Here is a 12,537-nt window from a genome sequence, read left to right as displayed (position 1 = left end):
GGTTAGGTACCACTACTGTTTTGGAAAAGTACATATTATATTTTTAATATACGCCTTTCATTGCGCGTTTTACTTTTGGTGAAATAATCAATAGTAATATACCAATGACTACTGCAACGAGTCCTGAGTACATAAAGTAGTCGCTTTGATTCATTTTTGTATACACGACGACAAGTTGTGCGTTAAGCCCTTGAGCTGTTGCATTACTAAGCATCCATAGACTCATCATACGAGCTGTAAATGTGATAGGTGCGAGTTTAGTTGTAGTAGATAGACCTACAGGCGATATGAATAGTTCTCCAATCGTTATTAACAAGAAACTTAAAACAAGCCACAATGGATTAATTAAGTCATTACCAGTAGCTAAAGGAATAATCATTACCAAGTAAGATAAACCAGCGATAATGGCACCGTATGCAAATTTATGTACAGTAGGTGGGTTACGTTTACCTAGTTTAATCCAAATCGTTGCAAAGATAGGTGCTAATAAAACGATGAAAATAGGGTTTAATGATTGTACCCATGAAGCGGGAATTGAAAAATCAATTAATCCACCTGTTAATTTAGACATTTCTAATTGCGTCTTTTTATCAGCAAAATTTGCTAGTATGGTTGAACCTTGCTCTTGAATCATCCAAAATGCTACGGATGTAATATATAAAGGTATGTAGCTATATATTCGTGAGCGTTCGTCCTTTGTTACGTCTTTACTTACAATCATGTTGATAAAGATATAAATAGGTAATACGATACCTAATATTGTAATTAATAAACTAAAGTTTTCTAGTGAAAGTGCATTGTTTAATTGTAGTATTAATAAATAGATTAAGAATAAAACAATTACACCGCCAGAGATAAATGTGAATTTCTTTAATTCTGGCTTAGTTAATGGATTTGGTACGTTACGGCCTGCCAAGCCTAAGTTTTTCTTACGCTTAAAAGCATAAACGACTAATCCAAAGAACATTCCGATTGCTGCTGCTAAAAAACCAGCATGGAAACTTACTCTAGTTTGTAAGAAGCCAGTAATGAGTGGTGCAAGTAAACTACCTAAGTTAATACCCATGTAAAATAGTGTGAACGCAGAGTCTCTTCTGACGTCATTACGATCATACAATTCCCCAACTGTAGTCGAAATATTTGGCTTCAATAGTCCAGTACCTGCAATAATTACTGCTAAAGCTACCATAACTAAGGTAAGGTTATTTGGTAATGATAGTAATATATGTCCAATCATGATGAGGAATCCACCGTAGAATACAGCGTTTTGTGTACCGGTTATTCGGTCAGCAATCCATCCACCAATAACACCTGACATATAAATCAATGTGCCATAAATTGCCACAATTTGCATGGCGACAGCTTCATCTAACCCGAAACCACCTTCAGCAACACTATAGTATAGATAATAAATCAAAATTGCTTTCATACCATAGTAGCTGAATCTCTCCCAGAATTCAGTGAAAAACAGTGTGCTTAGTCCTTTTGGATGTCCTAAGAAGCCTTTACGTGGTGTACTTTCCATAATCTCTTCGTGTGTGTAACTAACTTTTCTCATAATTTCCCTCCCCTTAAACGGTTGGATTTATTCTATACTGTTTTTGTAAAAATAACAAGTGTATGTTTAGTTTGTACAAAACGAAATAACAATACAATTTTTAAGGTAATTGAATTTAAATTTTAAAAATAAAAAGACATAATAAACATTTTTTGTTTATTATGTCTTCAGACTGTCGACAAAATTTCTAACTTTAATAGCTATTTTATGCAGTTTTGCTATATTCAAAATTTAGATTTAATAACTAACAGGCAAACCACTCACTATTTTGAATGCTAGGTTTGTCTAAGTTTTAATGTTAGGGTATTAACGATTATCTATTTTTTCTGGATAAAGATCATGATTCATTAAACGATGTTCAGCCATTTTTTCATATTTAGAATCAGGACGACCATAGTTTGTATAAGGGTCGATTGAAATGCCACCACGAGGTGTGAATTTGCCCCAAACTTCAATATAGTGTGGATCCATCAAATCAATAAGGTCATTCATAATAATATTCATGCAGTCTTCGTGAAAATCACCGTGATTTCTAAAGCTGAATAAATAGAGCTTTAAAGATTTCGATTCTACCATTTTAATATTAGGGATGTAAGAAATATAAATTGTAGCGAAATCAGGCTGACCAGTAATAGGACATAAAGAAGTAAATTCTGGACAGTTAAATTTCACGAAATAATCGCGACCTTGATGTTTATTATCGAATGATTCTAAAACATTAGGCGTATAATCAAATTCATATTTATTATTTTGATTACCTAATAAAGTAATATCTTCTAATTGCGTTTTATTGCGTCCTTCAGACATAATTTATCGCTCCTTTAGTGTTTTGGTTTATGTGTCTTTTTTTGAATGGTGAGTGGCTGGCGGCGTGCCTTCTCAAACATATAATAGCTTGCGCCTATAATAATAATATAGCCTAGAATTGCATATAAATCAGGTGATTCACCAAATAAGATCAATCCGAATAATGCTGTAAATATAATTGATGCATAAGTAAAGATGGATATGTCTTTAGCTGGTGCATAACTATAAGCAAGGGTAATACCTATTTGTCCTGCAGCAGCAGCGATACCTGCACCAATGAGATAGACGATTTGCATCATTGACATAGGTTCGAACGTAAATATAGTAAATGGTATTAATACTATAATAGAAAAGAATGAAAAATAAAAAACAATAGTATATGGTGCTTCACGAGTACTCAATGCCCTTACACATGTATAAGCACTAGCAGCAAAGATACCGGAGAATAATCCTCCAACTGCTGGAAGCATGGAAGAAGAGAACTCAGGCTTCACAACAAATAGCATACCCAAAATGGCTACAATCATAGCAATGAATTGGTAATTGCGCACTTTTTCATTTAAGAAGAGTAAACTTAATAAAATTGTCCAAAATGGGTTGAGTTTCATCAATGTATCAGCATCACTTAAAATCATATGGTCTATCGCATAAATATTTAACAACACACCGATTAAACCTAAAGTAGATCTAGTGATTAATAGAGGTTGGCTGCTCAATTTGCCAAACAATGGTTGTTTATATTTGAAAATAAAATATAACGGAATGAACATAGCTACTAAATTTCGAGCAAGAGACTTTTGAAAAACTGGTAAGTCCCCAGCTAATCTAAAGAATACAGACATAAAGCTAAATCCAACTGCCGAAATTAAGATAGCAATGATACCCTTAACTTTAGGATTCACATATATCGCCTCAATTTTTAATTTTTAACGTATTCATATTAGCATAAAAGAGATCAGCGTGTATATATGCTTGAAAATAGGGAATTTATATATTAAGATACATATACGAACAAATGTTCTATAAACATTTATAATAATAACAAAGTAAGTAGATTGAAAATATAAAATTTTTAATTTATTTAGAGCACTAGGAAGGTAGGTTTTGACCTAAATGACGGTGCATCAAGCCTTACATGCTTTTTGAAAAAAGCAAATAAAATAACCTTAATTTCAGCAAAAAAATTTTTTCAATAAGTAAAATATCTGTTTAGGGTTGAATTGGTGCCATTTCCGTTCATCATTCACCATTTTGTTGAAAATTAAAGCCTTTTAATCGGCTCCTGACTTATGTATAATGAAACACATAATATAGTATTTGTTACCAAGACGAAACACAATATATAGTGTTTTGGTACGTGTCCAATTTATTTATAATAAACCAAATTTTAAGTAAAATAACACTGTTTTGGGCTTTTAATCATGACAAAAATAGTATTAATACCTTAAAAATGACTTTTTACATGACTACATATAGATATTGCAATCACTATATATTGTGGTCATCTCAATAAGTTAATACTAACGCGTCATTTAAGACCCCAGTACCATAACTTTAAATATAAAAAGGTGAATTTTTCATATTTGTTAAATTATTAATAGAAAGAAGGTGGTCCGATGAAGGTGGTATACTTTTCTTTTTCAGGTAATGTGCGTAGATTTATAAAGCGTGCGGAAGTAAGTAATACTTTAGAAATTACGCAAAATAATTGCACTGAGCGAATAGATGAACCATTCATATTGGTCACTGGAACGATAGGGTTTGGTGAAGTACCACAACCTGTCCAATCATTTTTAGATATGAACTATGACTTAATAAGAGCCGTTGCAGCGAGCGGAAACCGTAACTGGGGACAAAATTTTGCAAAGGCTGGACGCTCCATTTCGGAACGTTACAACGTTCCTTTATTAATGAAGTTTGAAGTACAAGGCACATTGGACGATATTAGCGAATTTAAAGATAAGGTGGGACATTTCAATGAAGATAATAGACGAGAAGAAATACAATCATATTGAGTTAAACAATGAAGTTACCAAACGAAAAGAGAATGGTTTTTTCAATTTGGAAAAAGATCAAGAAGCATTAGAAGTATATTTACAGGAGATTCAAGATAAGACCATTTATTTTGATACTGAAATTGAACGTCTCCGTTATCTCGTTGATAATGACTTCTATTTCGATGTGTTTAAAAAATATTCAGAAGATGATTTAATAGAAATCACTGAATTTGCTAAAGATATCGAATTTAATTTTGCTAGTTATATGTCAGCAAGTAAATTTTTTAAAGACTATGCTTTAAAAACAAATGATAAAAGTCAATATTTAGAAGATTATAAACAACATGTTGTGATAGTTTCGTTATATTTAGCAAACGGTCATAAAGAGACTGCGAGACAGTTTGCTTCTGCGATGATTGAACAACGTTACCAACCTGCGACTCCGACATTTTTAAATGCTGGTCGTGCGCGTCGTGGGGAACTTGTTTCATGTTTCTTATTAGAAGTGGATGATAGTTTGAATTCCATCAACTTTATTGATGCGACTGCAAAACAATTAAGTAAAATTGGTGGCGGCGTAGCAATTAATTTATCAAAATTACGTGCACGTGGTGAAGCAATCAAAGGCATCAAAGGCGTAGCAAAAGGTGTGCTACCAGTTGCGAAATCATTAGAAGGCGGTTTTAGTTATGCTGACCAACTAGGTCAACGCCCAGGCGCAGGTGCAGTATATTTAAACATCTTCCATTATGATGTTGAAGAATTCTTAGATACGAAAAAAGTAAATGCCGACGAAGATTTACGTTTGTCTACAATTTCAACAGGTTTAATTGTACCGTCTAAATTCTTTGATTTAGCAAAAGAAGGTAAAGATTTCCATATGTTTGCACCGCATACAGTTTACAACGAATACGGTGTAACTTTAGATGATATTAATCTTGATGAATACTATGACGATTTAGTTGCAAATCCTAATGTAGACAAAAAGAAAAAAGATGCACGTGAAATGTTAAATATGATTGCACAAACACAATTACAATCGGGTTATCCTTATTTAATGTTCAAAGATAATGCGAATAAAGTACATGCCAACTCAGATATTGGTCAAATTAAAATGAGTAACTTATGTACTGAAATTTTCCAACTCCAAGAAACATCAATTATCAATGACTATGGTATTGAAGATGAAATTAAACGTGACATCTCTTGTAACCTTGGTTCATTAAATATCGTTAATGTTATGGAGTCTGGTAAGTTCAAAGACTCAGTACACACAGGTATGGATGCGTTGACTGTAGTAAGTGATGAAGCAGATATTCAAAATGCACCAGGTGTGAGAAAAGCGAATAGTGAGTTACATTCTGTAGGTTTGGGTGTAATGAACTTACATGGTTACTTGGCTAAAAACAAAATTGGTTATGAGTCAGAAGAAGCGAAAGACTTTGCTAATATCTTCTTTATGATGATGAACTATTACTCTATTGAACGTTCAATGGGTATTGCCAAAGAACGTCAAGAAGTATATAGCGGATTTGAACAATCTGATTATGCCAATGGTAAATATTTTGAATTTTATACATCACAAACATTTGCACCTAAATATGAAAAAGTACGTAAATTGTTTGATGGTTTAGAAATTCCAACTCCTGAAGATTGGAAAGCATTACAAAAAGAAGTGGAAAAACATGGTTTATTCCATGCGTATCGTTTAGCGATTGCACCAACACAAAGTATTTCTTATGTACAAAACGCAACAAGCTCTGTTATGCCGATTGTAGATCAAATTGAACGTCGTACTTACGGCAATGCTGAAACATTTTATCCTATGCCTTTCCTATCACCAGAAACAATGTGGTATTACAAGTCTGCATTTAACACAGACCAAATGAAACTTATTGACTTAATCTCAACGATTCAAACACATGTTGACCAAGGAATTTCTACAATTCTTTATGTTAATTCTGAAATATCTACGCGTGAGTTATCTAGATTATACGTTTATGCACACCATAAAGGGTTAAAATCTTTATACTACACTAGAAATAAATTATTAAGCGTTGAAGAATGTACAAGTTGCTCAATATAAGATCAAAATAAAAACAGTGGTATCTAGAAGCAGCCTAATTTTCATAAAAGATTAGGCTGTAAATCACTGTTCAATTAAATTTATAATGGATAGGAGATATTACCTAAATGAAAGCAGTCAATTGGAATACGCAAGAGGACATGACAAATATGTTTTGGCGCCAAAATATTTCACAAATGTGGGTAGAAACTGAATTTAAAGTATCAAAAGATATCGCAAGTTGGAAGACGTTATCTGATGCAGAGAAAGACGCCTTCAAAAAAGCTTTAGCAGGATTAACAGGGTTAGATACGCATCAAGCAGATGATGGTATGCCACTAATCATGTTACATACGACTGATTTACGTAAGAAAGCAGTCTATTCATTTATGGCTATGATGGAACAAATTCATGCAAAAAGTTATTCTCATATTTTCACGACTTTATTACCATCTAGTGAAACGAACTACTTATTAGATAAATGGATTATTGAAGAACCTCATTTGAAATACAAATCAGATAAAATCATCAATAATTATCATAAATTATGGGGTAAAGAAGCTTCTGTTTATGATCAATATATGGCTCGTGTATCAAGTGTGTTCTTGGAAACATTTTTATTCTATTCTGGTTTTTATTATCCGCTTTATCTTGCTGGGCAAGGTAAAATGACAACTTCTGGAGAAATCATCCGTAAAATATTACTAGATGAATCTATTCATGGTGTGTTTACAGGTATGGATGCGCAAAGCTTACGAAATGAATTATCAGAGAGTGAAAAGCAACAAGCAGATCAAGATATGTACAAATTGCTAGATGACTTGTATCAAAACGAAGTATCGTATACACATTCACTTTATGATGAAGTTGGTTTATCAGAAGATGTATTAAACTATGTAAGATATAATGGTAATAAAGCATTATCTAACTTAGGATTTGATCCATACTTTGAAGAAAGAGAATTTAATCCAATTATTGAAAATGCTTTGGATACAACTACGAAAAATCACGACTTTTTCTCTGTTAAAGGTGATGGTTATACATTAGCGTTAAACGTTGAAGCATTAACGGATGATGATTTCGTCTTTGAAGATTAATACGCATATGTATTGAATTTAAAAATGGATTGGTAAGGTTATATACAAAAATATCCCAACTTACAATGCAACAAGTTGAGGACCAAACATGCTACATTCTAAAGGCGTGCTATCAGATTACAATTATCTGATAGCACGCCTTTTTTATTAAAAATTTACAGTACGCATTCATTGGAGTCTCTCAAAAACGAATAACTATTCAAAACAATAAACTGAGATTCACGCTGTAAATTACATTTATTCATAAAATACATAGAATTTAGTAAGTTTTAGTACTATATTCATCTCAATATTTAACATTAAATATTTTATACCATCATTATTAGATATATATCCATATAATTTAACGATATTTTAACAAAATTTGTGATAACTATTGAATTTATAAAGGAAAATGGTAGAATTTTAGTATAGATATTGATAATGATTATCATAACCAGTATGATTGTTGATTCAATATTACATAGAAAGGATTAAGGTCTATATTATGAAATTTTTACTTAATGGTATTGTTTTATTTATTATTCTACTATTATTAACTATCCTTTCTTTATTTATAGGTGTAAGTAAAGTTTCTGTTACAGATATTTTTCATTTATCTAAAGAGCAGATGAATATTATTGTTTCTAGTAGAATCCCTAGAACAGTAAGTATATTAATATCTGGGAGCACCTTGGCACTTGCAGGATTAATCATGCAACAGATGATGCAAAATAAGTTTGTAAGTCCAACTACAGCAGGAACTATGGAATGGGCTAAGTTAGGTATATTAATCTCTCTTATATTCTTTCCAGAAGAAAACATCATGATTAAGTTAGCATTTGCAGTTACTTTGAGCATTGCTGGAACATTTTTATTTGTAAAACTGATTCAGCTTATTCGTTTCAAAGATGTCATTTTTGTACCGTTATTAGGCATCATGCTAGGTGGTATTATCTCTAGTTTTGCTACTTTTATGGCATTAAGAACAAATACAGTTCAAAGTGTTGGCAATTGGTTGAATGGGAACTTTGCAATTATCACGAGTGGAAGATATGAAATATTATATTTAAGTATTCCATTATTAGTACTTACATACATATTCGCAAATCATTTTACGATAGCAGGGATGGGAAAAGATTTTAGTAACAATTTAGGTGTGAATTATGAAAAAATAATAAACATCGGATTATTTATTACAGCTACGATTACTGCATTGGTAGTGGTGACAGTGGGGACATTACCATTTTTAGGATTAATTGTTCCTAATATTGTCTCTATTTTTAGAGGAGATCACTTGAAGAATGCATTGCCTCATACAGCGATGTTAGGAGCTATATTTGTTATGTTTTCAGATATTATAGGGAGAATTGTCGTTTATCCTTATGAAATTAATATCGGATTAACAATTGGCGTCTTTGGCACTATTATCTTCATAATCTTGCTGATGAAAGGACGACATCATTATGCAAATTAGTGCGAAACATAAGCTATTTATATTAATTGCTTTAACCATATTAGCTGGGGCGCTTTACCTTGTATTAGGTATTGATTTTGATATTTTTCAATATCAATTCTCAAGTCGTCTAAGAAAACTGATATTAATGTTGTTAGTTGGTGCTGCGATAGCTGCCTCAGTAGTCATTTTTCAAGCTATAACAACTAATAGATTGTTAACACCATCAATCATGGGTTTGGATTCAGTCTACATGTTTGTAAAAGTACTACTAGTCTTCGGCTTTGGCGTCCAATCCGTTTTCGTAACGAATCTATACCTTAACTTTATAATTACTTTAGTGGTTATGATTGTTTTTTCACTCATTTTATTCCAAGGTATATTTAGGATTGGCGATGTGTCAGTTTATTTTATACTACTTGTAGGGGTTATACTTGGAACATTTTTCAAAAGTATTACTGGCTTTTTAGAATTAATCATTAATCCTGAAGATTTCTTGGCAGTACAAAGTGCGATGTTTGCAAACTTTGACGCCTCGAACAGTAAGCTCGTTACGCTTTGTGGTATTATACTTATCATTTTAGTGATTATAACTGCGATTGCTGTTCCGTATTTAGATGTACTGTTATTAGGAAAAGATCAAGCTATCAACTTAGGCGTTTCGTATAAAACAGTGACGCGAGTAATGATGATATTAGTTGCGATGCTTGTTTCTATATCAACTGCACTTGTTGGCCCAATAACATTTTTAGGATTACTTACTGTTAACTTAGCACATGAATTGATGAAAACGTATGAGCATAAGTATATATTACCAGCAACGATTTGTATGAGTTGGTTAAGTTTATTTATAGCACAAGCGGTAGTGGAGAATTTATTTGAAGCAACGACGCAAGTAAGTATAATTATTGATTTGGTAGGTGGAAGTTACTTCATTTACTTGTTAATAAAAAGGAGAAATGCGAATTGATACGAGTACAAGGTCTTAACAAAACAATTCAGGATAAAGCCATTTTAAAAGATATAAACGTTGAGATAAAAAAGGGGCGTTTAACATCTATGATAGGACCAAACGGTGCTGGTAAAAGCACGCTATTATCAGCAATTACACGTTTAATAGATTTTGAAGATGGATCTATAGATATAGAAGGCAAATCTATTAATCAATATAAGAGTAACGATTTGGCTAAAAAACTATCGATTTTAAAGCAATCCAATCATACGGAGCTTAATATTACAGTTGAGCAATTAGTGAACTTTGGACGCTTTCCACATTCTAAAGGCCATTTAAAAGAAGATGACAAAGCACAGGTTGAATATGCTTTAGAACTGTTACAACTTAATGAAATTAGGCACCGTTATTTAAAAACCTTATCTGGTGGTCAGCGTCAACGTGCATATGTTGCTATGACCATTGCACAAGATACAGATTATATATTGTTAGATGAACCATTAAATAATTTAGATATGAAACATTCTGTGCAAATTATGCAAACTTTAAGACAACTTGCTCAAGACTTAAATAAAACGATTGTTGTAGTGATTCATGATATTAATTTTGCGTCATGTTATTCGGATGACATCGTCGCCTTAAAAGATGGCGCTGTGATTAAAGCAAGTGAGAAAAATGATGTCATTCAAACAGACACATTACGAACGCTTTATGATATGGAAGTGAGAATCGAAGAAATACGAGGTCAGCGTATTTGTGTGTACTTTGATGAAATGATGGCAGAACAACAGGATTTGGCACTTGTACATTCGTTATAAGCGTAGTTTGTAAGCTTTTTGAAAGGAGTGATGTAAACGTAACGTTATAAAGTTTTACAGGCACATAAAAGGTAGACAAACGATATAAAACACAGGAGGAATTTAACAACATGAAAAAATATGCTTTATTATTAGTTGTAGGTTTAATGTTTTTATTAGTAGCATGTAGTAATGGCGGAGCAGATGAGAAAAAATCATCAGACTCTAAATCAAGTAATGAAGAATCAAATAAGACAGTGAAAATCGAAAATAACTACCAAGCGAGTGGGGAAAAACGTGATGGTAGCGATGCTAAAGAGGTAAAAGAAACTGTTGAAGTGCCTAAGAATCCTGAAAAAGCAGTTGTATTTGATTATGGTACATTGGATACGATGAAAGAAATGGGACTTGAAGATAAAGTTAAAGCAGTTCCTAAAGGTGAAGATGGTAAATCATTACCAGATTTCTTAAGTGATTTTAAAGATGAAAAATATTTAAATACAGGTAGCCTTAAAGAAGTGAATTTCGATAAAGTAGCTGAAGCGAAACCAGACGTTATATACATATCTGGGCGTACAGCTAATCAAAAAAATCTAGACGAATTTAAGAAAGCAGCGCCAAAAGCAAAAGTAGTGTATGTTGGTGCAGATGAAAAAGATCAAGTCAATTCAATGAAGAAAAATGCTGAAAACATAGGTAAAATTTACGACAAAGAAGATAAAGCAAAATCAATAAACAAAAAATTAGATGATAAAATTGCCGGCATCAAAGATAAAACAAAAGATATGAAAGATAAAAAAGCACTATTCTTATTAGTTAATGAGGGAGAATTATCTACATTTGGAGCTGGAGAACGTTTTGGTTCAATGATTTTTGATACAATGGGCTTCACATCTGCAGATGAAAATATTAAAAATAGTACGCATGGACAAAATATAACAAACGAGTATATTGCAGAAAAAAATCCAAGTATTATTTTTGCTATGGACCGTGGACAAGCAATTGGTGGAAAATCTACTGCAAAACAAGCATTAGGTAATGATGTAATAAAAGATGTGGACGCTATTAAAGACAATAAAGTTTTAGAGTTAGATCCAAAACTTTGGTATTTTGCTAGCGGTTCTACAACTACAGCAATCAAACAAATTGATGAAGTAGAAAAATTATTAGATAAATAAAAAGCATGCCGTGTGGGCCATGTCATTAGCTAAATAGAGAAGCCATTCATTATAATGAGTGGCTTCTTTTTATATACTATTTAAAACTTTGAAGAATTGTTTATTATTTATATAATGCTATGATAAAGAGGTAATGAGCAATTCAGTCAAAAATTTTACTGAAAAATTGTATAATAATTTAAAATGATGAAAAAAGGGGAAGATACACGTGATATTAGATAATGTGAATCCAAATGATTTATATCCAACCGAGAAAAAAGGACCTGCCGTTTTAGGTACCATTGAATATTCTGTTCAAGGTTCTTCAGAATTTGAAGGTGCTTTTATTGCTACAAATGAACGCATTATTTTAAATGTCGATATGAATGGAGAATTTTATTATAGAAGTATTGCTTACAATGAAGTAGAAAGCATCGAATATGATAGTGGAAGCATTAATTTCAAATTCAACATTGGTCCAATGCCAATGAAAGATATTCAAAAAGGTGATGCAGAAGCCTTTGTGAAGTATGTGGAAAATCACATTAAATAAATGTTGCTTGGTCTTTTGATTCGAATTTGAGTAATATGAAAGTATGATAAGTAAACAAAAATAGCTGATAGTATAACTCGCATAGGGGATGGCCAAACGAGTTAAGCTAACAGCTATTT

11 protein-coding genes are annotated in these 12,537 nt (G+C 32.2%); 8 read left to right on the top strand and 3 right to left on the bottom strand.

From position 1 onward, the window contains the following. Positions 1-43: 43 nt before the first annotated feature. The 3 genes from QMO72_RS10675 to QMO72_RS10665 form a co-directional block, all read right to left on the bottom strand. Complete coding sequence (locus QMO72_RS10675) at positions 44-1,558, bottom strand: peptide MFS transporter (RefSeq protein ID WP_103266781.1); 1,515 nt, start codon at positions 1,556-1,558, stop codon at positions 44-46. 306 nt (positions 1,559-1,864) lie between these two features. Continuing rightward, positions 1,865-2,365, bottom strand: a complete 501-nt coding sequence (gene queF / locus QMO72_RS10670; protein WP_046837183.1) for a preQ(1) synthase — start codon at positions 2,363-2,365, stop codon at positions 1,865-1,867. Positions 2,366-2,379: 14 nt separating this feature from the next. Beyond that, complete coding sequence (locus tag QMO72_RS10665) at positions 2,380-3,267, bottom strand: DMT family transporter (RefSeq protein WP_103266783.1); 888 nt, start codon at positions 3,265-3,267, stop codon at positions 2,380-2,382. A gap of 714 nt (positions 3,268-3,981) precedes the next feature. On the opposite strand from QMO72_RS10665, the gene nrdI reads away from it, so the two are divergent. From nrdI to QMO72_RS10625, 8 genes are all read left to right on the top strand, one after another. Beyond that, on the top strand, positions 3,982-4,380 hold the full coding sequence (gene nrdI, locus QMO72_RS10660) for a class Ib ribonucleoside-diphosphate reductase assembly flavoprotein NrdI (protein WP_069823586.1): 399 nt from the start codon (positions 3,982-3,984) through the stop codon (positions 4,378-4,380). Beyond that, the gene (gene nrdE, locus QMO72_RS10655) at positions 4,343-6,448 is read left to right on the top strand and encodes a class 1b ribonucleoside-diphosphate reductase subunit alpha (protein ID WP_069823587.1); all 2,106 of its coding nucleotides are present in this window, start codon (positions 4,343-4,345) and stop codon (positions 6,446-6,448) included. Before nrdI ends, nrdE begins: the two co-directional genes overlap by 38 nt. Before the next feature lie 107 nt (positions 6,449-6,555). After that, positions 6,556-7,524 carry a class 1b ribonucleoside-diphosphate reductase subunit beta gene (nrdF, locus tag QMO72_RS10650; RefSeq protein WP_103266784.1) on the top strand — a complete coding sequence of 323 codons (969 nt, stop codon included), beginning with the start codon at positions 6,556-6,558 and terminating at the stop codon, positions 7,522-7,524. 487 nt (positions 7,525-8,011) lie between these two features. Beyond that, positions 8,012-8,980 carry an ABC transporter permease gene (locus QMO72_RS10645; RefSeq protein WP_069823589.1) on the top strand — a complete coding sequence of 323 codons (969 nt, stop codon included), beginning with the start codon at positions 8,012-8,014 and terminating at the stop codon, positions 8,978-8,980. Then, positions 8,970-9,929: an iron chelate uptake ABC transporter family permease subunit gene (locus tag QMO72_RS10640; protein WP_103267694.1), complete on the top strand. Its 960-nt coding sequence runs from the start codon at positions 8,970-8,972 to the stop codon at positions 9,927-9,929. The genes QMO72_RS10645 and QMO72_RS10640 overlap by 11 nt, the downstream gene beginning before the upstream one ends. Then, positions 9,926-10,729, top strand: coding sequence for an iron ABC transporter ATP-binding protein (locus QMO72_RS10635; RefSeq protein ID WP_069823591.1), 804 nt, complete (start codon positions 9,926-9,928; stop codon positions 10,727-10,729). The genes QMO72_RS10640 and QMO72_RS10635 overlap by 4 nt, the downstream gene beginning before the upstream one ends. Before the next feature lie 110 nt (positions 10,730-10,839). Further along, positions 10,840-11,886 carry a ferrated catecholamine ABC transporter substrate-binding lipoprotein SstD gene (locus tag QMO72_RS10630; RefSeq protein WP_103267693.1) on the top strand — a complete coding sequence of 349 codons (1,047 nt, stop codon included), beginning with the start codon at positions 10,840-10,842 and terminating at the stop codon, positions 11,884-11,886. Positions 11,887-12,094: 208 nt separating this feature from the next. Further along, positions 12,095-12,418 (top strand): PH domain-containing protein, encoded by a 324-nt coding sequence (locus QMO72_RS10625; protein WP_103266719.1) that lies wholly within the window; start codon positions 12,095-12,097, stop codon positions 12,416-12,418. The last annotated feature ends 119 nt before the right edge of the window (positions 12,419-12,537 follow it).

Source organism: Staphylococcus casei (assembly GCF_030294405.1).
In the GTDB taxonomy this organism is placed as follows: domain Bacteria; phylum Bacillota; class Bacilli; order Staphylococcales; family Staphylococcaceae; genus Staphylococcus; species Staphylococcus succinus.
This window is presented reverse-complemented; position numbering and strand designations above follow the sequence as displayed.